The sequence below is a fragment of the Azospirillum aestuarii genome, assembly GCF_016632405.1.
Classification (GTDB): Bacteria; Pseudomonadota; Alphaproteobacteria; order Azospirillales; family Azospirillaceae; genus Azospirillum; species Azospirillum aestuarii.
The window spans coordinates 19,824-46,678 of the sequence record NZ_JAEPIV010000007.1 but is presented as its reverse complement, the minus strand read 5'-3'; the positions used below and the strand labels follow the sequence as shown (position 1 = coordinate 46,678).

Annotated in this window: 26 protein-coding genes; 18 read left to right on the top strand and 8 right to left on the bottom strand. The window is 68.3% G+C overall.

Annotated features, from left to right (window positions below):
• Positions 1-61 precede the first annotated feature (61 nt).
• Positions 62-586 (bottom strand): glycine cleavage system transcriptional repressor, encoded by a 525-nt coding sequence (locus tag JJL56_RS14930; protein ID WP_145626474.1) that lies wholly within the window; start codon positions 584-586, stop codon positions 62-64.
• A gap of 42 nt (positions 587-628) precedes the next feature.
• Entirely contained in the window at positions 629-2,062 is a 1,434-nt protein-coding gene (gene tldD, locus JJL56_RS14925) for a metalloprotease TldD (protein ID WP_145626475.1), read from the bottom strand.
• Positions 2,063-2,222: 160 nt separating this feature from the next.
• Here tldD and JJL56_RS14920 point away from each other — a divergent pair, with 160 nt between their 5' ends.
• The 15 genes from JJL56_RS14920 (at position 2,223) to JJL56_RS14855 (ending at position 17,608) form a co-directional block, all read left to right on the top strand.
• Positions 2,223-3,590, top strand: a complete 1,368-nt coding sequence (locus tag JJL56_RS14920) for a DUF3422 family protein (RefSeq protein WP_345772581.1) — start codon at positions 2,223-2,225, stop codon at positions 3,588-3,590.
• Between the two features lie 483 nt (positions 3,591-4,073).
• The gene (gene coxB / locus JJL56_RS14915; RefSeq protein ID WP_145626476.1) at positions 4,074-4,934 is read left to right on the top strand and encodes a cytochrome c oxidase subunit II; all 861 of its coding nucleotides are present in this window, start codon (positions 4,074-4,076) and stop codon (positions 4,932-4,934) included.
• A gap of 66 nt (positions 4,935-5,000) precedes the next feature.
• On the top strand, positions 5,001-6,614 hold the full coding sequence (ctaD, locus tag JJL56_RS14910) for a cytochrome c oxidase subunit I (protein ID WP_145626477.1): 1,614 nt from the start codon (positions 5,001-5,003) through the stop codon (positions 6,612-6,614).
• Positions 6,615-6,696: 82 nt separating this feature from the next.
• Complete coding sequence (cyoE, locus tag JJL56_RS14905) at positions 6,697-7,626, top strand: heme o synthase (RefSeq protein ID WP_200485525.1); 930 nt, start codon at positions 6,697-6,699, stop codon at positions 7,624-7,626.
• Positions 7,623-7,757, top strand: coding sequence for a hypothetical protein (locus tag JJL56_RS33690; protein ID WP_256380051.1), 135 nt, complete (start codon positions 7,623-7,625; stop codon positions 7,755-7,757). Before cyoE ends, JJL56_RS33690 begins: the two co-directional genes overlap by 4 nt.
• Before the next feature lie 40 nt (positions 7,758-7,797).
• Positions 7,798-8,421 (top strand): cytochrome c oxidase assembly protein, encoded by a 624-nt coding sequence (locus JJL56_RS14900; RefSeq protein WP_200485524.1) that lies wholly within the window; start codon positions 7,798-7,800, stop codon positions 8,419-8,421.
• A gap of 69 nt (positions 8,422-8,490) precedes the next feature.
• Positions 8,491-9,369 (top strand): cytochrome c oxidase subunit 3, encoded by an 879-nt coding sequence (locus JJL56_RS14895; protein WP_247889484.1) that lies wholly within the window; start codon positions 8,491-8,493, stop codon positions 9,367-9,369.
• A gap of 83 nt (positions 9,370-9,452) precedes the next feature.
• Complete coding sequence (locus JJL56_RS14890; protein ID WP_109469270.1) at positions 9,453-9,827, top strand: DUF983 domain-containing protein; 375 nt, start codon at positions 9,453-9,455, stop codon at positions 9,825-9,827.
• 2 nt (positions 9,828-9,829) lie between these two features.
• Complete coding sequence (locus JJL56_RS14885; RefSeq protein ID WP_200485587.1) at positions 9,830-10,570, top strand: SURF1 family protein; 741 nt, start codon at positions 9,830-9,832, stop codon at positions 10,568-10,570.
• A 12-nt stretch (positions 10,571-10,582) separates the two neighbouring features.
• Positions 10,583-12,103 (top strand): carboxypeptidase M32, encoded by a 1,521-nt coding sequence (locus JJL56_RS14880; RefSeq protein ID WP_200485523.1) that lies wholly within the window; start codon positions 10,583-10,585, stop codon positions 12,101-12,103.
• A 389-nt stretch (positions 12,104-12,492) separates the two neighbouring features.
• Entirely contained in the window at positions 12,493-13,833 is a 1,341-nt protein-coding gene (locus JJL56_RS14875) for a glycoside hydrolase family 5 protein (RefSeq protein WP_200485522.1), read from the top strand.
• 168 nt (positions 13,834-14,001) lie between these two features.
• Positions 14,002-15,414, top strand: coding sequence for a threonine synthase (gene thrC, locus JJL56_RS14870; RefSeq protein ID WP_145626484.1), 1,413 nt, complete (start codon positions 14,002-14,004; stop codon positions 15,412-15,414).
• A complete protein-coding gene (locus tag JJL56_RS14865; protein ID WP_145626485.1) occupies positions 15,411-16,667 on the top strand; it encodes a M16 family metallopeptidase in 1,257 nt (418 codons plus the stop codon). Before thrC ends, JJL56_RS14865 begins: the two co-directional genes overlap by 4 nt.
• A gap of 27 nt (positions 16,668-16,694) precedes the next feature.
• The gene (locus JJL56_RS14860; RefSeq protein WP_145626486.1) at positions 16,695-17,285 is read left to right on the top strand and encodes a GNAT family N-acetyltransferase; all 591 of its coding nucleotides are present in this window, start codon (positions 16,695-16,697) and stop codon (positions 17,283-17,285) included.
• A 119-nt stretch (positions 17,286-17,404) separates the two neighbouring features.
• Positions 17,405-17,608 carry a hypothetical protein gene (locus JJL56_RS14855; protein ID WP_145626487.1) on the top strand — a complete coding sequence of 68 codons (204 nt, stop codon included), beginning with the start codon at positions 17,405-17,407 and terminating at the stop codon, positions 17,606-17,608.
• A gap of 80 nt (positions 17,609-17,688) precedes the next feature.
• On the opposite strand, the gene JJL56_RS14850 is transcribed toward JJL56_RS14855, so the two are convergent.
• Entirely contained in the window at positions 17,689-18,264 is a 576-nt protein-coding gene (locus tag JJL56_RS14850; protein WP_145626488.1) for a YqgE/AlgH family protein, read from the bottom strand.
• 158 nt (positions 18,265-18,422) lie between these two features.
• Here JJL56_RS14850 and JJL56_RS14845 point away from each other — a divergent pair, with 158 nt between their 5' ends.
• Positions 18,423-20,510 (top strand): protein-disulfide reductase DsbD family protein, encoded by a 2,088-nt coding sequence (locus JJL56_RS14845; RefSeq protein ID WP_200485521.1) that lies wholly within the window; start codon positions 18,423-18,425, stop codon positions 20,508-20,510.
• A gap of 28 nt (positions 20,511-20,538) precedes the next feature.
• Positions 20,539-21,021, top strand: coding sequence for a peroxiredoxin (locus JJL56_RS14840; protein ID WP_145626490.1), 483 nt, complete (start codon positions 20,539-20,541; stop codon positions 21,019-21,021).
• A gap of 210 nt (positions 21,022-21,231) precedes the next feature.
• On the opposite strand, the gene JJL56_RS14835 is transcribed toward JJL56_RS14840, so the two are convergent.
• The 5 genes from JJL56_RS14835 to ispH all read right to left on the bottom strand — a co-directional run bounded on the left by JJL56_RS14835 (position 21,232) and on the right by ispH (position 26,030).
• On the bottom strand, positions 21,232-22,815 hold the full coding sequence (locus tag JJL56_RS14835; protein WP_145626491.1) for an AMP-binding protein: 1,584 nt from the start codon (positions 22,813-22,815) through the stop codon (positions 21,232-21,234).
• 111 nt (positions 22,816-22,926) lie between these two features.
• Positions 22,927-23,421 (bottom strand): ribonuclease HI, encoded by a 495-nt coding sequence (gene rnhA / locus JJL56_RS14830; protein ID WP_200485520.1) that lies wholly within the window; start codon positions 23,419-23,421, stop codon positions 22,927-22,929.
• Positions 23,422-23,425: 4 nt separating this feature from the next.
• A complete protein-coding gene (locus JJL56_RS14825; protein WP_200485519.1) occupies positions 23,426-24,409 on the bottom strand; it encodes a homoserine kinase in 984 nt (327 codons plus the stop codon).
• Positions 24,410-24,459: 50 nt separating this feature from the next.
• Positions 24,460-25,017 (bottom strand): Uma2 family endonuclease, encoded by a 558-nt coding sequence (locus JJL56_RS14820; RefSeq protein WP_145626494.1) that lies wholly within the window; start codon positions 25,015-25,017, stop codon positions 24,460-24,462.
• A 32-nt stretch (positions 25,018-25,049) separates the two neighbouring features.
• A complete protein-coding gene (ispH, locus tag JJL56_RS14815; protein WP_200485518.1) occupies positions 25,050-26,030 on the bottom strand; it encodes a 4-hydroxy-3-methylbut-2-enyl diphosphate reductase in 981 nt (326 codons plus the stop codon).
• 290 nt (positions 26,031-26,320) lie between these two features.
• On the opposite strand from ispH, the gene JJL56_RS14810 reads away from it, so the two are divergent.
• Positions 26,321-26,752: a hypothetical protein gene (locus tag JJL56_RS14810; RefSeq protein ID WP_247889485.1), complete on the top strand. Its 432-nt coding sequence runs from the start codon at positions 26,321-26,323 to the stop codon at positions 26,750-26,752.
• Positions 26,753-26,855 lie beyond the last annotated feature (103 nt).

Genomic DNA, 26,855 nt, shown 5'->3' with positions numbered 1-26,855 from the left:
TGCAACCCCTATCCCTCGCCCCCTCGGGGAGAGGGGAGACGCGGGGTGAGCGAATGGACCGTTACAGCGGTTCGGCGGTGCAGGTCAGGCCCATTGTTTCCGCCGTGTTGGCAATGGCGGACAGGCAGGTGCCGGCGCGCTCCGGCGGGATCGAAACGGCGAAGCGGATGGTGTAATGACCTCCCTCCCGCTCCGGCAGGGTCTGGGCGTCCAGACGGACGATGTTCGCCTCGAACTGCGTGAAGATCTCCGACAGGCGCGCGATCAGGCCGGGCTGATCGCCGCCCGACACCTCAACGCGGTGGGTGATGCGGGCCAGCGGGCCGGGGTTGGGGTCGAAGTCGAAGGGCGTAACCTTGATCTGCGCGCCCGCCAACTCCGGAAGGCTGGCCAGCCCTTCCTGCACCTCCCCGACGGGGACGCCGTCCGGCAGTTCGCAGACCGCCGAGAATTCCGCCCCGGACCCCATCACCGCGAAGGTCGCGTCGCGCAGGTTGGCCCCCAGCCCGAACAGATGGCCGGTGACCGCCGAGACGAGGCCGACGCGGTCGGGGCAGAAGGTCGAAACCAGCGCGAGGGACGACACGGGGAAACCTCCAAATGCAGCAAGGAAAGGTGGCGGCGGCGGTCAGGCCGCCGTGCCGCCCACGGTCAGGCCGTCCAGGCGCAGGGTTGGCTGGCCGACGCCCACGGGGACGCCCTGGCCGTCCTTGCCGCAGGTGCCGACGCCGGGGTCCAGCTTCGTGTCGTTGCCGATCATCGACACGCGGGTCAGGCTGTCTGGGCCGTTGCCGATCAGGGTGGCGCCCTTCACCGCCGGACCGAGCTTGCCGTCTTCGATCAGATAGGCCTCGTTGGCGGAGAAGACGAACTTGCCGCTGGTGATGTCCACCTGACCGCCGCCGAAGTTCTTGGCGTAGAGGCCTTTCTTGACCGACTTGATGATCTCCTCCGGCTCGTAGGCGCCGGGGCGCATCACGGTGTTGGTCATGCGCGGCATGGGATGGCAGGCGAAGCTCTGACGGCGTCCGTTGCCGGTCGGGCGCATCCCCATCAGCCGGGCGTTCATGCGGTCCTGCATGTAACCGACCAGGATGCCGTCCTCGATCAGCGTGGTGCACTGGCCGGGGGTGCCCTCGTCGTCCACGGTGATCGAGCCGCGGCTGTTCTCGATGGTGCCGTCATCCACGATGGTCACGCCGGGAGCGGCGATGCGCTGGCCCATCAGCCCGGCGAAGGCCGAGGTCTTCTTGCGGTTGAAGTCGCCCTCCAGCCCGTGGCCGATGGCCTCGTGCAGCAGGATGCCCGGCCAGCCGTTGCCGAGCACGACGGTCATCTCGCCAGCCGGGGCCGGGACGGAGGACAGGTTGACGAGCGCCGAGCGCAGCGCCTCGTCCACGAAGGCCCGCCACGTCTCCGGCTGCATGTAGTGGTCGTAGGTGACGCGCCCGCCGCCGCCGTAGCCGCCCGTTTCCATGCGGTCGCCCTCGGCCACCACGACGGAGACGTTCAGCCGGACCAGCGGCCGCAGGTCGGCCACGCGCACGCCGTCGGCGCGGATGATCTGCACCGCCTGCCACTCGCCGCTGATCGAGCAGGAAACCTGCCGCACCCGCGGGTCCTTGGCGCGGGCGTAGGCATCGATCTCCGCCAGCAGTTTCACCTTCGCCTCGAAGGGGACCAGGGGCAGGGGGTTGTCCGGGATGTAGAGCGCGCGGTTGGTGCCGGCGGGCGGCTCGGCGAAGGTGCCGGCGTGCCCGGCCTGGACGGCGCGCACCGTCGCGGCGGCGCGGCGGATGGCGTCCTCCGACAGGCTGGAGGCGTGGGCGAAGCCGGTCGCCTCGTCGGCGATGGCGCGCAGGCCGAATCCCTGGGTGGTGTCGAAGCTGGCCGCCTTCAGCTTGCCGTCGTCCCAGCCCAGCGATTCGCTCTGCGCATATTCCAGATACAGTTCGCCGTCGTCCGCCCCCCGCAGCGCGTCGGCCACCACCCCCTCGACACGGGAACGGTCCAGGCCGGCGCGGTTGAAGAACAGATCGTCGGTGACGGCAAGCGCGCTCATGGGGACTCCGGGCTATCGGTCTATCGTAGGACAACGATGCGGCACCGGCGCTCTCGCACCCGCAACCGCGATGTGGTCTAAGATCAGACATATAGTGTGGCGACGGGCGGCCCATCCGGCAAGGCTCGTCGTCTTTGGGCGGAAGGGGCTTGGAAGGGGAATGGCCGCGATGACCGACGACGCGCTGGCGATGGGCCGCACCGGCAACGGAGACGCGCGCTCCCTCGCCTATCCCCTGAAGAACCACGCCCTGCGCGTGACGCTGACCAACGAGGTGCACACCCGTCCGCCGGAGGTGCTGTCCACCCCGGTGCGCGCCACCATGCTGGCGATGCTGTCGGGGGAGGGCGCGTCGGAGGCCGACCGGCTGCACCTGGAGAAGCTGTGCGACTGGGCCGGCGTGCCGCGCCCGCCCGCCGGGGCCACCCATTACAGCGGCTCCTTCGGCAGCTTCCGCCTGAAGTGGGAGCGGCACACCGAATTCTCCACCTGGACCGTCTTCCGTCCCGGCGCCGCGTCCCCGGCGGGCGTGCTGGTCGATCCCTTCCTGGAACCGGCGCTGAACGCGGTGCCCAAGGAGTGGCTGGCCGGGTTGCCGGGCGAATTGATGGTCGGCGTGCATGTCGCCGTGCTCGACGCCGAATCGCCGGAGCCCTCGGCCAACATGCTGGCGGCGATGTTCGGCGCGCCGAGCTACATCGGGACGCGAATCTCCGGGCGGGCGGCGACGGCCTGGACCGACTTCCGCATCCATGGCGACGGCTTCTCGCGCATCCTGATCGCCGACCACGCGATGACCGCCAACCAGGCCGGCCGCGTCGTGCAGCGCCTGCTGGAGATCGAGACCTACCGGGTGATGGCGCTGCTGGCCTTGCCGGTGGCGCGCGGCGTGCTGCCGCGCATCGGCCCGATCGAGGCCGATCTGGCCGACCTGACCACCCGCATCGCCACCCTGCGCGGCCTGGACGACGAGCGGGAACTGCTGGACCGGCTGACCCTGCTGGCCGCCCAGACCGAGCAGATCGCGGCGGAAACCGCCTACCGCTTCGGCGCGGCGCGCGCTTACTACAACCTCGTGGAAAAGCGCATCGTCGAGCTGCGCGAGATCCGCATCGAAGGCCTGCCCACGGTGGGCGAGTTCATGGACCGGCGCCTCGCCCCGGCGATCCGCACCTGCGAGGCGGTGGAATCGCGCCTGCAGGCGCTGTCCCAGCGCGTGGCCCGCGCCAGCGACCTGCTGCGCACCCGCGTGGAGATCGCCGTGGAGGGGCAGAATGCCGAGCTTCTCCTCTCCATGGACAAGCGGGCGCAGTTGCAGCTCCGCCTGCAGGAGACGGTGGAGGGGCTGTCGGTGGTGGCGATCAGCTATTACCTCGTCGGCATCGTCGGCTACGCGGCCAAGGGCGTGAAGGGACTCGGCATGAAGGTCGATCCCGACCTGCTCGTCGGGCTGATGATTCCCATCGTCATCGCCTTCGTCTGGTCCGGCGTGCGCCGAATCCGCAAGGTCATCACCAGCGGGCACTGACGGCCGCGGAGCTTTTCGGATCTAACACGGTGGAGGGATACCGCAGCGCGGACGGCGACCGGACGGCGCCGCCTGCGGAAGGTCCCTTGCGTCCCGCGTCCCAGGCGTGCAAGCCTAAAAACTTGATTTTCCGAGACAATTCGCTGTACGATCAAACTGCGACAGCTTGTCGCAGTGCGAAGCCGATACGGAAGCTCAACTTCTGTTCTGCTGTGGGCTTGAAACCGGCATTGCGCCTATGTCCTTCGTGTAGGGACGCCTGACTTGTACCCAAGCGCAGTGCAGGGTTAAGCTCGCGCTGCGGGGACCGTGCCACCCACGAACGGCACGATCCCTGCATAGACCGGCACCGTCGCAACGCCCGGACGCGCAACCGCCCGACAGGGGTGGAACGCACCAGGGAAACAGGGGCGAAGGCGGGTCCGGCGGGAAGGGACGACCGCCGTCCGCGACCGTGGGCGGCGGGCAACGAAGAGGGTGGGGATGAAGACGCAGACCCTGAACGCTGCCATTCTGGCGGCGCTGACATCTTTGTGTGGATTTGCCGCGACCGGTTCCGCCGCCGAACCCCACCCCTGGCAATTGGGGCTTCAGGAGGCGGCCACCCCGGTCAAGCACGCCATGGACTCCTTCCACGACCTGCTGACGGTGATCATCGTCGCCATCGTCATTTTCGTGGCGGGGTTGCTGGCCTGGGTGGCGCTGCGCTTCAACGCCAAGAAGAACGCCGTGCCGTCCACGACCTCGCATCACACGGTGCTGGAGATCGCCTGGACGGTCATCCCGGTCATCATCCTGATCGTCATCGCGGTGCCCTCCTTCAAGCTGCTCTATCAGGCGGAGCGGGTGCCGGAGGCGGAGATGACCATCAAGGTCACCGGGCGGCAGTGGTACTGGGACTACGAGTATCCGGACCACGGCAACATCGCCTTCTCCAGCTACATGATCCAGGAATCGGAGCTGAAGCCCGGCCAGAAGCGCCTGCTGGAGGTCGACAACCGCGTCATCCTGCCGGTCGGCACGACCGTGCGCGTGCTGGTCACCGCGGGCGACGTCATCCATTCCTGGGCGGTGCCGAGCTTCGGCGTGAAGAAGGACGCCGTGCCGGGCCGGGCCAACGAGACCTGGCTGCGGATCGAGAAGGAAGGCGTCTATTACGGCCAGTGTTCCGAGATCTGCGGCGTCAACCACGCCTTCATGCCGATCGCGGTCGAGGCCGTGTCGAAGGAGGCCTTCAACCAGTGGGTCGAGAAGGCCAAGACCGCTTACGGGACCCCCGACACCAAGCGCGACGTTGCCGAGGCGCAGTCCTCAGAGGTGGCGTCCTCCGGGGCCGTCCAGTAAGAATCACGCTTTGGATGCAGCGGCACCTCAAAGAAAAATCATTCCGCCGACGCGAGGGTTAGAGACATGGCAAACGCCAATCCGGGGGAAGCGCAGGGACACGGCCACGGGCATGACCACGACCACCACATGCCGGGCTTCGTCGAGCGTTGGTTCTTCTCCACGAACCACAAGGACATCGGAACGCTCTACCTGATCTTCTCGGTGATCGCCGGGCTGATCGGCGGTTTGTTCTCGGTCATCATGCGGCTGGAGCTTCAGTCGCCGGGTCTGCAGTTCGTCAGCGACGGGCAGGTCTGGAACGTGCTGATCACCGCGCACGGCCTGATCATGGTGTTCTTCGTGGTGATGCCGGCGCTGATCGGCGGCTTCGGCAACTGGTTCGTGCCGTTGATGATCGGCGCGCCCGACATGGCCTTTCCGCGGCTGAACAACATCAGCTTCTGGCTGATCGTCCCGGCCTTCCTGCTGCTGCTGGGCTCCGCCTTCGTGGGGCAGGGCGCGGGCACGGGCTGGACGATCTATCCGCCGCTGTCCTCGACGCTGGGCCAGAACGGGCCGTCGGTGGACATGGCGATCTTCGCCCTTCACCTCGCGGGCGCCTCGTCGATCCTGGGTGCGGTGAACTTCATCACCACCATCTTCAACATGCGCGCGCCGGGCATGACGCTGCATAAGATGCCGCTGTTCGTCTGGGCGATGTTGGTGACCGCCTTCCTGCTGCTGCTGGCCGTGCCGGTTCTGGGCGGCGCCATCACCATGCTGCTGACCGACCGCAACTTCGGCACCAGCTTCTTCAACCCGGAGGGCGGCGGCGACCCGATCCTGTTCCAGCACCTGTTCTGGTTCTTCGGCCACCCCGAAGTCTACATCATGATCCTGCCGGCCTTCGGCATCATCAGCCACATCGTCTCGACCTTCTCGCACAAGCCGGTGTTCGGCTACCTGGGCATGGCCTACGCGATGGTCGCCATCGGCGTGGTCGGCTTCGTGGTGTGGGCGCACCACATGTACACGGTGGGCCTGGATGTCGACACCAAGGCCTACTTCACCGCCGCCACGATGATCATCGCGGTGCCGACGGGGGTGAAGATCTTCTCCTGGATCGCCACGATGTGGGGCGGGTCGATCGAGTTCCGGGTGCCGATGCTGTGGGCGCTCGGCTTCATCTTCCTGTTCACGGTCGGCGGCGTGACCGGCGTGGTGCTGGCCAACGGCGGCATGGACATCGTGCTGCACGACACCTACTACGTCGTCGCGCACTTCCACTACGTGCTGTCGCTGGGCGCGGTCTTCTCGATCTTCGCCGGCTGGTACTACTGGATCGGCAAAATGTCGGGGCGCCAGTATCCGGAGTTCTGGGGCAAGGTTCACTTCTGGACGACCTTCATCGGCGTGAACCTGGTCTTCTTCCCGCAGCATTTCCTGGGTCTGGCCGGCATGCCGCGCCGCATCCCGGACTATCCGGACGCCTACTGGGGCTGGAACATGGTCTCCTCGTTCGGCGCCTACCTCTCCTTTGCGTCCACGCTTCTCTTTGTGTGGATCGCGTACAAGACCCTGCGCAGCGGCGAGAAGGTCGAGGCGGCCTACTGGGGACCGCAGGCGGGCACGCTGGAGTGGACCGTGAGTTCGCCCCCGCCGTTCCACGCCTTCGAGACGCTGCCGCAGGTGAAGTGAACGATCGTTCGTGACCATGACGCCGGGGGAGCCGGGAAGCTCCCTCCGGCCAGAGAGCCGAAAAGCCAGAGGATAGTGCAGAATGACGGACCTGAGCATTGAACGGGTCTCGACAGGTCCGGTCTCCGGATCGACGCCGGGTGACTACATCGAGCTGCTGAAGCCGCGGGTGATGTCGCTCGTGGTCTTCACCGGGCTGGCCGGCATCGTGCTGGCGCCCGGCCACATCCATCCCGTGCTGGCGGCGGTGGCGGTGCTGTGCATCGCGGTCGGGGCCGGGGCCTCGGGCGCCATCAACATGTGGTACGACCGCGACATCGACGCGGTGATGACGCGCACCGTCCGCCGCCCGATCCCGTCGGGCCGGGTGGAACCGGACAACGCGCTGGCCTTCGGGGTGATCCTGGCCGCGGCGTCGGTCGTGGTGATGGGGCTGGCGGTCAGTTGGGCGGCCTCGGCGCTGCTGGCGATGACCATCGGCTTCTACGTCTTCGTCTACACGATGTGGCTGAAGCGGCGGACGCCGCAGAACATCGTGATCGGCGGGGCCGCCGGCGCCTTCCCGCCGATGATCGGCTGGGCGGCGGTGACGGGCGGGGTGGAGTTGCCCTCCATCCTGCTGTTCCTGCTGATCTTCCTGTGGACGCCACCGCATTTCTGGGCGCTGGCGCTGTTCCGCAACGGCGACTACACGCGCGCCGGAGTGCCGATGATGCCGGTGGTCGCCGGGCCGGACTCCACCAAGCGGCAGATGCTGGCCTACACGCTGGTCCTGCTGCCGGTGGCGGTCGCGCCCTACTTCCTGGGCATCGGCGGCCTCACCTATCTGATCGGGTCGAGCCTGCTGGGCACCTACTTCGTGCTGTGCGCGGTCCGCGTGCTGCGCGCCACCGACGACAAGCCGGCCAAGCGGATGTTCGGCTTCTCGATCCTCTACCTGTTCCTGCTGTTCGCCCTGCTGATGGGCGAGCATCTGGTGAGCGGAATCCTGACGACCGGAGGCGGGGCATGACGATCATGGACGAATCCCACGAGGAACGCCGCAAGCGGCTGCGCGGGCGCAACTACGCGGTCCTGGCCGCGCTGATCGGGCTGGTGGTGATGTTCTACGTCATCACGCTGGTGCGGATGGGCGGACACTGACCACCACGACCGGATCAACGCAAGGGGGGGGAGCGGCACCATGAACGACCGGCCTGAAGGCGACAGGGGGCTGCGGCGGAAGAACCGCCTGTTCATGGCGGGGCTGTTCGGCCTCGTCTTCGGGATGGTCGGGCTCGCCTACGCCTCGGTGCCGCTCTACGCGCTGTTCTGTCAGGTGACCGGCTTCGGCGGCACCACCCAGCGGGCCGACGCAGCACCGGCGCGGCAGGTCGACCGCGTCATCAAGGTCCGCTTCAACGCCGACGTGAACCAGTCGCTGCCCTGGCGCTTCAAGCCGGAGCAGAAGGAACTGACGGTGAAGCTGGGCGAGATGGGGCTGGCCGCCTATCAGGCCGCCAACCGGACCGACCGGGCCACCGTGGGGACCGCGCTCTACAACGTCACGCCGGACAAGGCCGGCAAGTATTTCAACAAGATCGAGTGCTTCTGCTTCACCGAGCAGGTGCTGGAGCCCGGTCAGTCGGTGGACATGCCGGTGGCCTTCTTCGTCGATCCGTCGCTGGCCGACGATCCGGCGATGGAGGACGTGACCACCATCACCCTGTCCTACACCTTCTTCCGCGCCAAGGACGAAACGCAGGTGCTGGCGCAGCACGCGACGCAGGCCGCGGGTGCGAAAGGCACCGGGACCGCGGCGAACTGAGAACGCTGTAAAAAAGAGACAGTCTGAACAAAGAAATCGGGCGAAACAAACCGGGGTTGGAAAGAGACGATGGCCGACATCACGCACGCGCACATGCCGCATCCCCCAGCCTCCGCGCACGGCGCGGGCGAGGGCTCCGGCATCCCGCATCCCTACCATCTGGTGAAGCCGAGCCCCTGGCCCCTGCTTGGCGCCTTCGCGGCCGGGCTGTTCGCGACGGGCATGGTCATCTACATGCACGGCGGCGGCTGGCTGCTGGCGGCCCTCGGCTTCGCGTCCATCCTGGGCGTGATGTTCGGCTGGTGGCGCGACATCATCAAGGAGGCGGTGCGCGAGAAGGCACACACCCCGGTGGTGAAGATCGGCCTGCGCTACGGCATGGCGCTGTTCATCGCCTCGGAGGTGATGTTCTTCGCCGCCTTCTTCTGGGCCTTCTACGACGCGGCGCTCTACCCGAAGGTGTTCGCCGAGAACCCGCAGGGCGTCTGGCCGCCGCCGAACATCACGGTGCTGGAAACCTTCCACCTGCCGCTGATGATGACGCTGATCCTGCTGCTGTCGGGCGTCACCGTCACCTGGGCGCACCACGCCATCCTCGAGGGCCGCAACAAGGAGGCCTCTCGCGCGCTGGGGCTGACCGTCCTGCTGGGGGTGATGTTCACCTTCTTCCAGGGCTGGGAATACGCCCACGCCGCCTTCGGTTTCACCCAGGGCATCTACCCGTCGACCTTCTACATGGCCACCGGCTTCCACGGCTTCCATGTCATCGTCGGCACCATCTTCCTGGCGGTCTGCTGGTTCCGCACCATGAAAGGTCACTTCACCCCGCAGAGCCATTTCGGCTTCGAGGCGGCGGCCTGGTACTGGCACTTCGTGGACGTGGTCTGGCTGTTCCTGTTCGTGTCGATCTACTGGTGGGGGTCGCTGGGCGCCGCCAGCGGCCACTGATCGATCCCCCCTGTCGCCTTGCGAAGCCCTTCTCCTCCACCGGGGGAGAGGGGCTTACCATTTCCTGGAAGGAGGCGGGTCATTTGAGCACCTATTATACCAGCCCGTCGCCGCTGACCGCCGGCCTGCGCTGCGCCTGCCCGCGCTGCGGACGGGGCAAGCTGTTCGACGGCTACCTGACGGTCAACGAGCGCTGTTCGGTGTGCAACCTCAACCTCGCCCGCCAGGACAGCGGCGACGGGCCGGCGGTGTTCCTGATCTTCATCCTGGGCTTCCTGGTCGTGCCGGTGGCGCTGTGGGTGTCGATGACGGTGGACTGGCCACTGTGGCTGCACGCCATCGTCTGGAGCATCGTCGTGCTCGGGCTGGCGCTCGGCATGCTGCGCCCGGCCAAGGCCTATGTCGTGGCGCTCCAGTATCGTCACCGCCGCAACGAGCTGGAGGACCCGGACGAGTGACCATGACCGCCGCCGCCGAACCCCGCCGCTTCCGCCCCTCGCTGTGGGCGACGCTGATCACCGTGCCCGCCGTTCTGGTCATGCTGGGGCTGGGCACGTGGCAGATGCAGCGGCTGGAGTGGAAGGAGGATCTGGTCCGCCGGGTGGAGGAGCGGTTGCACGCCGCTCCGATCCCGCTGCCTTCCGTCATCGCCGATCCGGAGGCGCTGGAGTTCCGTCCGGTGACCGTCACCGGGCGCTTCCTGACCGACAAGGAACTGCTGCTGGTGGCCCGGCCCCGGCAGGGGCAGGCGGGCTACGAGCTGCTGACTCCGTTGCAGCGCCCGGCGGCGGACGGCGGCGGGGTGGTGCTGGTCAACCGTGGCTTCTTGCCCATGGACAAGCGTGACGCGGCCAGCCGCCCGGAGAGCCGGGTGGAGGGGCCGGTGACCGTCACCGGTCTGGTCCGTCTGCCGCAGCCCGCCGGCTGGCTCCAGCCGGGCAACCGGCCGGGGGCGGAGTCCTGGATGCGGCTGGACCCGCCGGCCATGGCCGCGGTCGCCAGGTTGGAAAACCTCGCCCCGCTGGCGGTCGAGATGACTCCCGATCCGGCGCGCGGCAACGCGCCGCTGAATGGGATTCAGCCCCTGGTCGAGCTGCCCAACAACCATAGGCAATACGCCTTCACCTGGTATAGCCTCGCCGCGACGCTGGTCGTCGTCTATGTGCTGTCCCAACGCCGGAGGACCGGTCCGGCATCCTAGGAGTTGCGCCTCATGACAGCCGCCTATCGGGAGTTGGAACGCCGTTTCGCCCGCATCGCCGCCATCGGCGACGCTCTGGGCATCCTGAGCTGGGACAGCCAGACCATGATGCCCGACGGCTCCAGCGACGGGCGGGCGGAGCAGACCGCCACCCTGACCGTGCTGGCCCACGAGCTGCAAACCGACCCCCGCGTGGCCGACTGGCTGGCGGAGGCGGAGGGGACGGGCGGGCTGGATGCGTGGCAGGCGGCCAACCTGCGGGAGATGCGGCGCACCCACCGCCACGCCACCGCCGTGCCCGGCGACCTGATCGAGGCGACCAGCAAGGCGATCTCGGCCTGCGAGATGACGTGGCGCACCGCGCGTGCGGAAAGCGACTTCGCCAAGTTGCTGCCCAGCCTGTCGGAGGTGCTGCGCCGCGTGCGGGAGTGCGGGGAGGCCAAGGCGGCGGCCATGGGGCTGTCGCCCTACGACGCCATGCTGGACGAGCACGACCCCGGCGCCCGGTCGGAGCGGATCGACACCCTGTTCGCCGGGCTGGCCGGCTTCCTGCCGGAGTTGATCGGGCGCGTCCTCGACCGTCAGGCCGTGGAACCGGCGCCGCTGCGGCCCGTGGGGCCCTTCGCCGTCGCCAACCAGAAGGCGCTGGGCGAGCGGCTGATGCGCGCGGCGGGCTTCGACTTCACCCGCGGTCGGCTGGACGTATCGCTGCACCCGTTCTGCGGCGGGGCCACCGGCGACGTGCGCATCACCACCCGCTACGACGAGGACGACTTCACCAAGGCTCTGATGGGGGTGATGCACGAGACGGGGCACGCCCTTTATGAGCAGGGCCGCCCGCGCGACTGGCTGCGCCAGCCGGTCGGGCTGGCCCGCGGCATGGCGGTGCATGAGAGCCAATCGCTGATCGTGGAGATGCAGGCTTGCCGCTCGCCGGAGTTCCTGTGCTGGCTGGCCCCGGTTGCGCAGGAGGCGTTCGGCGGCTCCGGCCCGGCCTGGGAGCCGGACAACCTGCGCCGCCTCTACAGCCGGGTGGAGCGCGGCTTCATCCGCGTGGACGCCGACGAGGTGACCTACCCGGCGCACATCATCCTGCGCTACCGGCTGGAGAAGGCGTTGATCGCCGGGGATTTGGCGTTGGCCGACCTGCCGGGCGCCTGGAACGACGGCATGAAGGAACTGGTCGGGGTGGTGCCGCCGAACGACCGGCTGGGCTGCCTTCAGGACATTCACTGGCCGTCCGGCGCCTGGGGCTACTTCCCCAGCTACACGCTGGGCGCCATGACCGCCGCCCAGCTGTTCGAGGCTGCGGCGAAGGCCGATCCGGGCATCCGCCCGGCGCTGGCGCGCGGCGACCTCGGGCCGCTGGTGGCGTGGCTGGGCGTGAACGTGCACGGCAAGGGCTGCCTCTATGCCTCCGGCGACGAGTTGCTGACGGCGGCCACCGGGCGCCCGCTCGACGCGGCGGTGTTCCGACGGCATCTGGAACGCCGGTATCTCGGCGCTTGGGCGGAGTCTTTGCCCCCTCTCTAATCCTCCTCCGCTTCGCAGGGGAGGGAACCGTTCTCCCTCCCCCGCGTCAGCGGGGGAGGGCCGGGGTGGGGGCAAGTGTTTTGCCGCGACGCGTTCGCTGGTGCGGAAGAATCTGCAAAATCCACCGCACGCAAAAGGCTGGCCGATAACCCTCCTTCGTTTCCGAACACGGCTGCACGCCACTCGGCAATCGATCGGAAAAACAGCCTCAAGGCGGCGCAAGCACTCGACGCGTCTTCATTGTCTTAAATGTCTTCAAAATCCGCTCTTCCGGACATGGTCACACATGCCTTGGATTGCCGGAATTAAGCGATATTCCTGGCAATATTTCGTTAACCATAAACCTCCAGCTTCCGGCCCAACGCGAATGGCAACGAGGGCTGAGAACAATGGGCATCGCCAAGGGCTTCCTGCACACGGACGGCAACCAGATCGTCGACTCGTCGGGTCAGAACGTCAAGCTGACCGGCGTCAACTGGTTCGGCGGTGAGGGCTTCGTCTTCAACCCCAACGGCATGGACATGCGCGGGTACTGGGGGATGATGGAGCAGATGAAGGAGATGGGCTTCAACACCATCCGCCTGCCGTGGAGCGACGCGGCGCTGGACGCCGACCGGGCGACGGGCATCGACACCTCCAAGAATCCCGACCTCGCGAACAAGTCGCCGCTTGAGGTCATGGACAAGGTGATCGACTACGCCGGGCGCATCGGCATGAAGGTCATCCTCGACCACCACCGCTCCAGCGACGGTGCGTCGGCCAACGAGAACGGCCTGTGGTACGACGACAAGTACCCGGAGTCGAAGATGATCGAAAACTGGAAGATGCTGGCCGAGCGCTACAAGGGCAACGACACGGTCGTCGGCGCCGACCTGCACAACGAGCCGCACGGGCAGGCGACCTGGGGCGGCGGCGACAAGGCCACCGACTGGGCCTGGGCCGCGGAGCGCATCGGCAACGAGATCCAGTCCGTGAACAAGGATTGGCTGCTGCTGGTCGAGGGCGTCGAAATCCACCAGAACCAGTGGGAGTGGTGGGGCGGCAATCTGCGCGGTGCCAAGGACCGCCCGATCGAGTTCGACAATCCGGGCAAGCTGGTCTACTCGGTCCACTCCTACGGCCCGTCCATCCATGAGATGGAGTGGTTCAAGGCCAGCGACTACCCGAACAACCTGCCGGGCCAGTACACCGACAACTGGGGCTGGCTGTTGAAGGACGACAAAGCCCCCGTGCTGGTCGGCGAGTTCGGCGGCAAGCTGGAGACCGACCAGGACAAGGCCTACATGGCCAAGCTGATCGACTACATGAACGGCGACCTGGACGGCAACGGCACCAATGACTTGGGCGCCGGCAAGGAAGGGGCGAGCTGGACCTACTGGTCGTGGAACCCGAACTCGGGCGACACCGGCGGCATCCTGAAGGACGATTGGCAGACGGTCGACCAGACCAAGTACAACGCCATCAAGGAAGGCCTGTTCGACGGCGGCGGCAGCCCGGCCAAGGCCGCCTGGGCTCCGGCGAAGGCGCAAGCTTTGGCCCTGGATGGGGGAGAGGGCGACATCAACGTCCTGTCCCACACGGTGACCCAGCCGCAGCCGGTGGACCACAGCACCGCCGCGTCGGTGGACGCCGCGCTCGCCGCCCAGACGGTGGAGCTTCCGCCGGTCGATGCCGCGCACGATCCGTCGGCGCTGCACCACGACCCGCTGGACGTCCACACCGGCGCCTGACCGGCGGGCAGCAATCCCCTCTCCCGTGCCGGGGGAGGGGGTTCCGTTTGCAACGCACCCGGAACCCGCCGCTTGCACGGCGTGTGGGAGGGCGCTAACTATGCCCGTTCCACAAGAGTCGCCGGCCCGCCACAGCGTCGGCCACCTTCAGGCGTCGGAGAGTGTGCGTTGAAGTACGTCAGCACGCGGGGCCAGGCCCCGGTCCTGGGTTTCGAGGAAGTCCTTCTGGCCGGTCTCGCGCGTGACGGCGGCCTCTATGTTCCGGAAAGCTGGCCGCAGTTCTCGGCCGACGAGATCCGGGCGATGCGCGGCCTTCCCTACAGCGAGATCGCCGTGCGCGTCATGCTGCCCTTCCTGGGCGGCGCCATCGCCGAGGACGACTTCCGCGCCATCGTCAAGGACGCCTACGCCAGCTTCGACCACGCCGCGGTGGTGCCGCTGGTGCAGCTCGACCAGCGCACCTGGGTGATGGAGCTGTTCCACGGCCCGACGCTGGCCTTCAAGGACGTGGCGCTGCAACTGCTCGGCCGCCTGTTCGACCATGTGCTGGCCAAGCGCGGCGCGCGGGTGACCATCGTCGGCGCCACCTCGGGCGACACCGGCTCCGCCGCCATCGAGGCGTGCCGTGACCGCCGGAACGTGGACATCTTCATCCTGCATCCGAAGGGCCGCACGTCGGAGGTGCAGCGCCGCCAGATGACCAGCGTCCTGTCGGACAACGTGCACAACATCGCGCTGCACGGCACCTTCGACGACTGCCAGGATCTGGTGAAGGCGCTGTTCAACGACATGGCCTTCCGCGACAAGATGGGTCTGTCGGCGGTGAACTCGATCAACTGGGCGCGCATCATGGCCCAGATCGTCTATTACTTCGCCGCCGCGGTGGCGCTGGGCGCGCCGGACCGCAAGGTGGCCTTCACCGTGCCCACCGGCAATTTCGGCAACGTCTACGCCGCCTACGGCGCGCGGGCGATGGGCCTGCCGGTGGAGCGGCTGATCGTGGGCTCCAACGCCAACGACATCCTGGCCCGCTTTTTTGCCAGCGGCACCATGTCGGCGGCTCCGGTCGTGCCCACATTGAGTCCCAGCATGGACATCCAGATCTCCTCCAACTTCGAGCGGCTGCTGTTCGACCTGCTGGGCCGCGACGGCGCCGCCGTGCAGGCCGCCATGGACGGCTTCCGCGCGGACGGCAAATTCGCCGTCACCGACGCGCAACTGGCCGAGGCGCACGCGATCTTCGCCGCGGGCCGCGCCGACGACGCCCGGACCATGGACGTCATCAAGGAGGTCTGGGAGAAGACCGGCGGCTATCAGGTCGATCCGCACACCGCCGTCGGCATTCATTCGGCGGCGACCGCCCCGGTCGATCCGTCGGTGCCGGTGGTCGTGATGGCGACCGCCCATCCGGCCAAGTTCCCCGACGCGGTGGAGACGGCGACGGGCCGGCGCCCGGTCCTGCCGCCGCGCCTGTCCGACCTCTACGAGCGGGAGGAGCGGCTGTCCGAACTGCCCAACGACATGGCGGCGGTCCAGGAGTTCGTCGTCGCCCGCGCCCGCGCCGCCAAGGAGGCCGCATGAGCATCCGCGTGACCACGCTGCCGAACGGGCTGCGCGTCGCCACCGACACGATGCCCGGCGTGCAGTCGGTCTCGCTCGGCTGCTGGGTCGGGGTCGGCACGCGCAACGAGTCCGCGAGCGTCAACGGCGTGGCGCATCTCGTCGAGCACATGCTGTTCAAGGGCACCGAGCGGCGCTCCGCCTTCCGCATCTCCGAGGAGATCGAGAATGTCGGCGGCCAGCTCAACGCCTACACGACGCGCGAGCAGACCGCCTATTACGCCAAGGTCCTGCACGAGGACGCGGCGCTGGCGCTCGACCTTATCGCCGACATGCTCCAGAACTCCGTCCTCGACAGCGAGGAACTGGTGCGGGAGCGCACGGTGGTGCTCCAGGAAATCGGCCAGTCCGCCGACACCCCCGACGACATCATCTTCGACCATTTCCAGTCCACCGCCTATCCGGGGCAGGCGCTTGGCCGGCCCGTTCTGGGATCGGCGGAGATCGTCGGCGCTCTGTCGCGCCCGGCGCTGGTCGATTACATCGACGGCCATTACGGCGCTCCGGGCATCGTCCTGGCCGCCGCCGGGCGACTGGAGCACGACCGGCTGGTCGACATGGCCCTGTCGGCCTTCGATGGGCTGTCCTCCCGTCCGGCGCCGGAATCCGAGAACGCGCACTACGCCGGGGGCGACTTCCGCGAGGCGCGGGACCTGGAGCAGATGCACCTCGTCCTCGGTTTCGACGGGGTGGGGGTGCACGACCCGGACTATTACGCCCATTCGGTGATGTCCACGCTGCTCGGCGGCGGCATGTCCTCCCGCCTCTTCCAGGAGGTGCGGGAGAAGCGCGGGCTGGTCTATTCCATCTACACCTTCTCCGGCGCCTACCGCGACGGCGGGCTGTTCGGCGTCTATGCCGGCACGGGCGAGGACGAGGTGGCGGAGCTGGTCCCGGTCGTCTGCGACGAGCTGATGCGGGTGACCGAGGACGTGACCGAGGAGGAGGTGGCCCGCGCCGCGGCCCAGCTGCGGGCCGGGACGCTGATGGCGCTGGAAAGCTCGATGTCGCGCTGCGAGCAACTGGGGCAGCAGCTTCTGGTCTACGGGCGTCCGGTGCCGGTCGAGGAGATCGTGGAAAAGATCGGCGCCGTCGACCGCGAGTCCATCGTCCGCGTCGCCCGTCGCCTGCGCGAGAGCCGCCCGACCGTGGCCGCGCTCGGCCCCATCGGCCGGCTCGAGGAGTATGACCGCATCGCCGCGCGGCTCCGCTAAGGGGCGCGCCAGGGTGGGAGGGGCAGCATGATCCGCCTGCTCGGCAGTGGTCTCATCAGCCCGCCGGCGGTCCGGCTCGACGGGCCGATCTGCTACATCCGCCCGCCGCTGCCGCGGGACTGGCGGGAGTGGGCCGACCTACGGGCGGACTCCCGCGCCTTCCTGACGCCCTGGGAGCCGACCTGGCCAGCGGATGCCCTGACCCGCGCCGCCTTTGGGCGGCGGCTGCGGCGGCAGGCGCAGGAGTGGCGCGACGACCAGGGCTACAGTTTTCTCGTCTATGACCGGGTGACCGACCGGCTGGTCGGCGGGTTGGGCCTGACCAACCTGCGGCGCGGCGTGGCGCAGATGGCCACGCTCGGTTATTGGGTGGGGCAGCCCTACGCGCGCAACGGCTACATGTCCGGCGCGACGCGGCTGGTTCTGGAATTCGCCTTCGGGCAATTGGGGCTTCACCGGGTCGAGGCGGCCTGCCTGCCGACCAACGCACCCAGCCGCGGCCTGCTGGAAAAGGTCGGCTTCACCCACGAAGGCTACGCGCGCGGCTATCTGCGCATCGACGGGGTGTGGCGCGACCATGTCCTCTACGCCATCCTGCGCGAGGAATGGCGGGGATAGCCCGTCCGGTCGGGGGGCGCGTCTCCCTATTCCCTGGGCTTTGTTCCGGTCGGCTTAACCCGCGGTTAAGGGACCGGGCGCAGGCTGACGGCATGTCCTTCCCATCGCGTGAGGCGGATATGTCGTTGAACCCTACTTGGACGAAAGAAGATTCCCTGACCTACGCCGTTGAGCTGGACGGGCGCCGCGTCGATCTGCGCTATGAGGCGTCGGGCTTCCAGAGCGGCTGGGCGGTCTACACCGGGGACGAGTTGGTCGAACGGTGCAGCGAATTGATGCAGGCCCGCGGCCTTGCCTTGGCGATCGCCAGCAAGGGTCAGTGAATCAAAAGTTCTGACATGAAGTCCCGCCGCTTGCGGCGCGGCGGGTGTGTGGTCTGGTCAGGAAGCGACCTTGGACGCCGTCAGGCGTGCCCGGCTTCCGCCGACAGCATGGACAGGCTGACGCCGAGCTTGGCGATGGAGCGTTCCCACTTGGTGTCCAGTTCGGGATCGAACAGGAGCGACTCGTCGCAGGGCACGTTCAGCCAGCCGTTCGCCTGGAATTCCGCGTCCAGTTGCCCCGGTCCCCAGCCGGCGTAGCCGAGCAGAAGGAGGTTGCGGCGCGGGCCGCGGTCCTCGGAAATCGCGCGCAGGATGTCGATGGTCGCGGTCAGCGCCACCTCGTCGTCCACCACCAGCGTACCATCCCGCACATAGTCGGTCGAATGCAGGACGAATCCACGCCCGGATTCCACAGGGCCGCCATAATGGACGGGCATGTTGGCGACCGGCTCCTGGATCTCGATCTCGAGCTGTTCCAGCAAATCCTCAAAGGTGACCGACCCGAACAGGCGATTGACGACGAGGCCCATGGCACCGTCGTCGTTGTGGGCGCACATGTAGATCACGGTCCGCTGAAAACGCGGGTCCGTCATGCCCGGCATGGCGATCAGCAACTGGCCGGTCAGATAGTCCGAGGACTTGGTCAGGTGCGGCATGGGCGCTATCCTTAGTGTCGGGGGACGGGCGGACCGTTGGTCGGCCGCCCGCAGCCGTCTTCGCCCGAGTGTGACAGCACGGGCCAAGCTTTGTCATCCATATACAGCCACGGCCGATGGGCGGCCCGCTGCGTCTTGATATGAGAACAGTCGGTGCGATGAAAAGGTTTGTTCCGTTCCTGATCGCCATCCTGGCCTTGGCCGTCCCCGGAATGGGGAGGGCGGAGACCGGCGCCTGGGTCAAATCCGGCCCGGTCGAGGCGCGGCTCGTCGCGTCGGTTCAGGGGGTGGGCGATCTCGCCAGGATTCCTCTGGGTCTGGAGGTCCGGCTGGAGCCCGGCTGGAAGACCTATTGGCGCACGCCCGGCGATGCCGGATTCGCGCCGCGGCTGGACTGGTCGGAGTCGCGGAACCTCAAGGCGACGGAGCTGGCCTACCCGGCGCCGCACCGCTTCACCGTTCTGGGCTTCGAGACGGCGGGCTACGACGCGGAGGTGCTGTTCCCCATCGCCGCCACCCCGGCGGAGCCGGGCAAGCCGCTCGACCTCGCGCTGAAGGCGGAGCTGCTGGTCTGCTCGACCATCTGCGTGCCGGAGATGGTGGCGCTGTCCCTGTCCATCCCCGAGGGGCCGGCAACGCCGGGACCGTCCGCCAACGACATCGCCCGCGCCCAATCCCTGGTGCCCGGCGACGGGCGGGCGTCCGGCCTGACCGTCACGGCGGTGCTCGGCCAGGGCACCGTGCTGGAGGTCGAGGTGACGGCCCGCGAGCCGATGGTCGCCCCCGACGTGTTCGTGGAAACCGACCCGCCGCTGACCTTCGCCGCGCCCAAGAGCCGGTTCCTCGACGGCGACCGGCGCGCGATCCTGCGGATGGACGCGACGGACCCGCAGCCCGGCCTCGACCTCGCCGGGCGGACGATGATGCTGACGGTGGTGGACGGCAACCGCTCCGTGGAGGCTCCGGCGACCGTCGTGGCTGGGCTGGGCGGTCGTAGTGCCGGGGCGGCTCCGGCGGGGCTGCTGACCATGCTGGGTGTCGCCCTGCTGGGCGGACTGATCCTGAACCTGATGCCCTGCGTGCTGCCGGTGCTGTCGCTGAAGCTGCTGTCCATCGTCCAGCATGGCGGTCGTGCGCCCGCGACGGTGCGCGCCGGCTTCCTGGCCTCGGCGGCGGGCATCGTGACCTCCTTCCTGATCCTCGCCGGGGCGCTGGTCGCGGTGAAGGCGGCGGGCGGTGCCGTGGGCTGGGGCATCCAGTTCCAGCAGCCGTTGTTCCTCGTCTTCATGGTCGTGCTGGTGACGCTGTTCGCCGCCAATCTCTGGGGCCTGTTCGAGCTTCCTCTGCCGCGTGCCGTCGCCGACCGGCTGGGTGGGCCGGAGGGGCAGGGGCTGGGCGGCCAGTTCGCCACCGGCGCCTTCGCCACGCTGCTCGCCACGCCCTGCTCCGCGCCCTTCCTGGGGACGGCGGTGGGCTTCGCGCTGGCCCGCGGGGCGCTGGAGGTGTTCGCCATCTTCGCCGCGCTCGGCGTCGGGCTGGCGCTTCCCTATCTGCTGATCGCCGCCTTTCCGCGCGCCGCGCGCCTGCTGCCGCGTCCGGGGCGCTGGATGGTGGCGCTGCGCCGGGTGCTGGGCGGGGCGCTGGCCCTGACCGCGCTCTGGCTGCTGTCGGTGCTGGTGGTCCAGGTGGGCGAGGTGCCGGCGCTGGCCGTCGCCGTGCTGATGGGCGGGCTGGTCGCCGCCCTGTGGCTGGGCCGCCGGCTGGCGGAGTCGGCGCGCTGGGCCGGGGCGGCTCTGGCTGGGCTGCTGGCCGTGGTGGCCTTCGCCGTTCCCGCCGTTTTCGGCCCCTCCGCCGGGGCGGCACCGGTGGCGGAGAGCGCGGCGGCGCGCTGGACCGTCTTCGACGAGGCGGCGATCCGCGAGCAGGTGGCCGCCGGGCGCACCGTCTTCGTGGATGTGACCGCCGACTGGTGCATCACCTGCCAGGCAAACAAGAAGCTGGTGCTGAACCGCGGCACCGTCGCGCAGCGGCTGGAGGATGCCGGGGCGGTGACCGCTATGCGCGCCGACTGGACCCGCCCGGACGAGAGCATCGCCCGCTATCTCGCCCGCCACGGTCGCTATGGCATTCCCTTCAACATCGTCTATGGTCCGGGGGCTCCGGAAGGCATCGCGCTTCCGGAATTGCTGACCGAGGGCGCCGTTCTCGACGCGCTCGACCGGGCATCCGGCAAGATCAAAAGCTGAAACACAAAAAGTTGGGAGTTCAGGAGACATGACCATTCAAGTGGGCGACGCCATCCCGTCCGTCACGCTGAAGCATCTGACCGACAACGGGATGCAGGACATCACCACCGACGCGCTGTTCAATGGCAAGACGGTGGTGCTGTTCTCCGTGCCGGGCGCCTTCACCCCGACCTGCTCCGCCAAGCATCTGCCGGGCTTCGTCCAGAAGGCCGAGGACCTGAAGGCCAAGGGCGTGGACGACATCGTCTGCCTCGCCGTCAACGACCCCTTCGTGATGCGCGCCTGGGGCGACAAGAACGGGGTCGGCGGCAAGGTCACCATGCTGCCGGACGGCAACGCCGCGCTGACCCAGGCGCTGGGCCTGACGATGGACGGCACGGGCTACGGCCTCGGCCTGCGCGGCCAGCGCTTCGCCCTGGTCGCCAAGGACGGCAAGGTCACCCACCTCGCCGTCGAGAAGCCGGGCCAGTTCGAGGTGTCCTCGGCCGAAGCGGTGCTGGGGGCGCTGTAAAGGCGGTTTAGCCCTCTCTCCTCCGCTCACGCGCAAACGAAGTTTGCGCTGACGCGACAGGCGGACCTTCGGTCCGCCGAAAGCGGGGAGAGGGTGCCCGGAAGCGGGCGGGTGAGGGGGGTGCGCTTGTGCCGGACATACCGCCACGCGCAACCCCCTCACCCTGACCCTCTCCCAAGAGGGGAGAGGGAATTGTGCATAGGTTTTCGTTCAAGTCACCTTCGTGCGGTCCCAGGTGGTGTCGGCGACGCCGCGTTCGCGCAGCTTGGCCTTCTGCACCTTGGCGGTCGGCGTCTTGGGGAAGGCGTCCACGATGTCGATGTAGCGGGGCTGGGCGTAGCGCGGCAGTTCGCGCTCGGCGAAGGCGGCCACGGCCTCCGGCGTCAGAGCGGTGCCGGGTGCGGCGACCAGAGCGACCATGATCTCGTCCTCCGCCCCCGGAATGCCCGCCGGTACGGCGTAGGCGGCAACCTCCGCGACGCCCTCCAGCCGCGACAGCACCGTCTCCACTTCGTAGGACGAGACGTTCTCGCCGCGGCGGCGGATGCAGTCCTTGATGCGGTCCACGAAGGTGACGTAGCCCTCCGCGTCCATCACCGCGGCGTCGCCGGTGTGGAACCACAGGTTCCGCCACGCCTCCACCGTCTTGTCGGGCATCCGGTGATAGCCGGACAGGAAGCCGAAGGCGGCTTTCGGACGCACCATGACCTCGCCGACCTGACCGCGCGGCACCGGGATGTCGGTCTGCGGGTCGCGGATCTCCACCTCGAAGTAGCGGTCGTAGACCTTGCCGCAGGTGCCGGGGCGCGGCTTGCCCATCTCGGCGTAGAGCGGGATGTTCACTTCGGTCATGCCGTAGAGGCTGATGACGTCGCGGACGCCGAAGCGCTCGCGCAGCACCCGTTCGGTGTCCGCCGGGTTGGGGGCGGCCCCGACGAGGCGCAGGGGATGGTCCCGGTCGTCGGGGCGCGGCGGCTGGGCCACCACGAAGGCGGTGACGGCGCCCAGCGAGTTGGTCACCGTGCAGCCGTGGCGCCGGATGTCGTCGAGCCAGGCCGACGCGCTGAACCGCTCGCGCAGCACCGCCGACCCGCCGGAGATCATCGCGGCGTAGAGCTGCATGTAGAGCCCGTTGGCGTGGAACAGCGGCAGGCAGATGTAGAAGCGGTCCTCCTCCGTCAGCGCGAAATTGTCGATGGAGCCCAGCCCGAACAGGAAGCCGTGGCCGTGCGGCATCAGCACGCCCTTCGACAGGCCGGTGGTGCCCGACGTGTACATGATGCAGGCGTCGTCGCCCGCGCGGGGCAGGGGGCCGTCGTAGGGGGTGGCGTCGCGCCAGCCCTCCAGGGCCGTGTGCGGCGACCCCTCCGTCGGTCCCGGGACCACCAGACGGCGCAGGGCGGTCAGGCGTGGTGCTATGTCGGTGATGCGGTCGGCCAGTCCGGCATCGACCACCGCCAGGGCCGCCCCGGCGTTCTCCAACTGGTGCTCCAGGAAGCCGCCCTTCAGCTCCGTGTTCAGCGCGACCATGACAGCGCCCAGCCGCCCCAGCCCCAGCCACACGCGCACGAAGTCCAGCCCGTTCGGCAGCATCACCGCCACTTTGTCGCCCGGCTTCACGCCCAGCCCGGCGAAGAAGCCGGCCACGCGGGCGGCCTGCTCCTGCGCCTCGGCGTAGCTCAAGGATTCGCCGCCGATCATTGTGACGAAGGTCTTGCCGCCGCGTTCGGCGGCCTGATGGGCCAGCACCTCGGGCAGCACCCAGCGGGCTTCGTTCCGCAAATGCGGATACATCTCGGTCTCCTCCCAACGATCTTTCGTCGTCCGTTATCGGAGGGAGCCTAGCGGGACGGCGGGTCCGCCGTCCAGAAGCCCTTGAGGATGGTGGTTGTTTGGCGCGCGGGATCAGCCGCGCGCGGCCTGCCGGACATCGGCGACGCCCTGGCGGGCCAGCGCGTCGGCCCGTTCGTTCTCCGGATGGCCGGCGTGGCCGCGGACCCAGTGGAATTCGATGCGATGCTGCCGCTTCGCCTCGTCCAGGCGGCGCCACAAATCCTCGTTCTTCACCGGCTTCTTGTCGGCGGTCTTCCAGCCACGGGCCTTCCAGCCGTGAATCCACTGGGTGATGCCGTTCTTCACATACTCGCTGTCGGTGTAGAGCCGCACCTCCATGGGCCGCTTCAGCGCCTCCAGCGCCTGGATGGCGGCCATCAGCTCCATGCGGTTGTTGGTGGTGGCCGGCTCGCCGCCGTACAACTCCTTCTCCACCCCGTTGTAGCGCAGGATGGCGCCCCAGCCGCCGGGGCCGGGGTTGCCGCTGCACGCGCCGTCGGTGAAGATGTCGACGATCTTCGGCGCGCCCTTGTCGCCGCCGTCGCCGCTGTTCGCTGCGTCCGTCATGTCATCAGACCTGATAGCTGCCGCCGTCGTCGAGCGCGTAGTCGCCGAGCCCGCGCACGGTCTGGTGGAAGCGCAGCTTGCGCAGATATTCCAGCGGGTCCTTCGGGCGCACGAAGGCTCCCGGCGGGTGGTGCAGCCAGTCGTAGAGGCGCGTCAGCAGGAAGCGCAGGGCGCTGCCGCGGCACAGCCAGGGCAGGGCGGCCAGCTCCGCCGGCGACAGGGGGCGGACCTTCTGGTAGCTGGTCAGCAGCATCCGCGCCTTGGTGGCGTTGAACGACCCGTCGGCCTCGAAGCACCAAGCGTTCATGCAGATCGCGATGTCGTAGGCCAGGAAGTCGTTGCAGGCGAAGTAGAAGTCGATCAGGCCGGACAGACCGTCGCCGCGGAAGAACACGTTGTCGGGAAACAGGTCGGCGTGGATGACCCCGGACGGCAGGCCGGTGGGCCAGTTGGCCTCCAGCGCCGCAAGCTCCGCCTCCAGCGTGGCGCGCAAATCACGGGCGACCTCGTCGGCGCGCGGCGCGCATTTCCCGGCGAGGTCCTTCCAACCGTCCAGCGACAGGGCGTTGGGACGTTCCATCCGGAAGTCGGCGACGGCCAGATGCAAACGGGCGAGCGCCGTCCCCAGTTCCGCGCAGTGATGCGGCGTGATGCGGCGCGGCCACATGCCGGCCAGGAAGGTGACGATCACCGCCGGGCGCCCGGACAGTTCGCGCAGGGCCTGCCCGTCCGTTCCCTGGACCGGCAGCGGACAGGCGATGCCCTTGTCGGCAAGATGTTCCATCAGGCCCAGGAAGAAGGGCAGGTCCTCCCGCCGGGTGCGCTTCTCATAGAGCGTCAGGATGTAGGGGCCGCTCTCCGTTACCAGGAGGAAGTTGGAATTCTCCACCCCCTCCGCGATGCCCTTGCAGGACAGGACGGCGCCCAGATCATACTGGGCGATGAAAGCGTTCAGCTCTTCGTCGGTGACTTCGGTGTAAACGGCCATGCCAGCGCCTTACCGGGATTCGGGGCGCCGGTCAATGCCGCCGCGACCGTTCACAGCGCGATGCCGTCGTAAAGCGCCGCCAGGGGAAGCTCCGCTCCGATGGAGGCCAGCGGCAAGGTGGCGTCGTCGGTGAAATCCTCGACGATCCAGCGCCGCCCGTCGCGGCGCCACAACTGCGCCCGGACGGCGCGGCTGTCCACCAGCAGCACCTCCTGCACCGAGGGGATCTGCATATAGTCGGGCACTTTGGTGCCGCGGTCGTGGCTGGCCGTGCTCTCCGATAGGATCTCGACCACCAGCACCGGATTCGGCGTCGAGCGCTGGCCGGGCTGGTGGGGCGAGCAAGTGACGGCGATGTCGGCCTCGTAGAAGCGGTCGGCGCGGTCCTCACGCTCGATCGCTGTTTCCGTCAGCACGAAGCACGGTGGGCGCAGGCGCCGCCGAATCTCGAAGGCGATGTTGCCCGAAAGACGGCTGTGCGCCTGGCTGCAAGGACTCATCGCCCGCGGCTGCCCGCCGACCAGCTCGTAGCGTGTGTCCGGCTCCTGCCGGTCCGCCCAGGCGAGGAATTCGTCGATGTCCATCTTCTGGATGGCCGGGGCGCCCATGAACGTCTCCTTCGCGAAGGCCGGTCCCTGGATTATGCGTCCGCCGGGACCGGTCGGGAAGGGGCGCCGCCGTCCAGCAGCGGCTTCGGCAGTTTGAAGGTGATGTCCTCGAAGGCGGTACGCAGTTCCTCCACCGTCACGGCGTAGCGGGCGCGGGCGGCCTCCATGACCTCCTCCACCAGCACCTCGGGGGCCGACGCGCCAGCGGTGATGCCGAGCGTGGCGACTCCGTCCAACGCCGACCAGTCGATGTCCGCCGCGCGCTGGACGAGCTGCGCGCGCTGGCAGCCGTGGATCTTCGCCACCTCGACCAGCCGCTTGGAGTTGGAGGAGTTCGGCGCGCCCAGCACCAGCAGGGCGTCCACCTTCGGTGCGATGGCCTTCACCGCCTGCTGGCGGTTGGTGGTGGCGTAGCAGATATCTTCCTTCTTCGGCCCGCCGATGGACGGGAAGCGGGCCTGGAGGGCCGCGACGATGCTGGCCGTCTCGTCCACCGACAGGGTGGTCTGGGTGGCGTAGGCGAGGTTGTTCGGATCGTCCACCTGGACGGTCGCCACGTCCTCCACCGTTTCCACCAGCACGACGGCGCCCTGGGGCAGCTGGCCCATCGTGCCGATCACTTCTGGGTGGCCGGCGTGGCCGATCAGCACGATCTGGCGCCCCTCGTTGAAGTGGCGCTCGGCCTCGCGGTGCACCTTGCTGACCAGGGGGCAGGTGGCGTCGAGGTAGAACAGGCCGCGCTGCTCCGCCGCCGCCGGAACCGATTTCGGCACGCCGTGGGCGGAGAAGACCACCGGCACGCCGTCGGGCACCTGATCCAGCTCGTCCACGAAGATGGCGCCCTTGGCCTCCAGGCTCTGCACCACGAATCGGTTGTGGACGATCTCGTGCCGGACATAGACGGGGGCGCCGAACCGCTCCAGCGCCACCTCCACGATCTGGATCGCGCGGTCCACGCCGGCGCAGAAGCCACGGGGGGCCGCGAGCAGGATGGTCAGGGGCGTCTGGGTCATGCGCGTCGTTCCGGTGTCTCGAAAAAGGGGGTGTAGGGGTTCGTTCGTCGCAGCGGCGGCGTGGCCTTGTGCCGGCCCCACCGCTTCTCTAAAGTCGTGGCAGAACACACCCTTCCAACCGTTAGGTCAGACCGATGGACCGCCGCCGCGACCGTAATATAGGAACCCCCGCCCGGAAAAGCCCGCGGGCGCTTGCATTCGCGAGTCTGGGTGTTCTGGCGCTCACCGGCTGCTCCGGACTCGGGGGCGGATCGAACACGGCGGCGGACGCAGCGCTGGCTTGCCCGAAGGTGTCCATCGTCCGCGATCTGGCGGAGGTCACCCAGTTCCGCACCGGCGGCGGGCGCGACCTGACGGACGTGACCTCCCGCGCGGCGCTGGCCGACTATTCCGGCAACTGCGACTACACCAGCGACGGCGTCACGGTGAACGTGAACGTCTTTCTGATCGCGGAGCGCGGGCCGGCCATGCAAGGCAACACGGCGAACTACCGCTATTTCGTCGCCGTCGCCAAACCGGGCGAGGAGACGCCGACCACCAAGACGGAGTTCGACACCTCCGTTACCTTCGATGCCGGCAAGCTCCGCTCCGGCAGCCGCGAGGAGCTGGCGCCGAAGATCCCGCTGCCCAAGGACGCCAATGGCAAGGATTGGAAAATTTTCCTGGGCTTCCAGTTGACGCCGGAGCAGCTGGCTTTCAATCGGGCGCAGATGAAGCAGTAACGCCGAAGGGATGGCGGCAACGCCCGCGCCGGGGCGGGCGTTGCCTGTCTTACTCACTTCAAATGTATTTCGCCTTGGTCGTTTGACGAATCCGGCTTTGCCG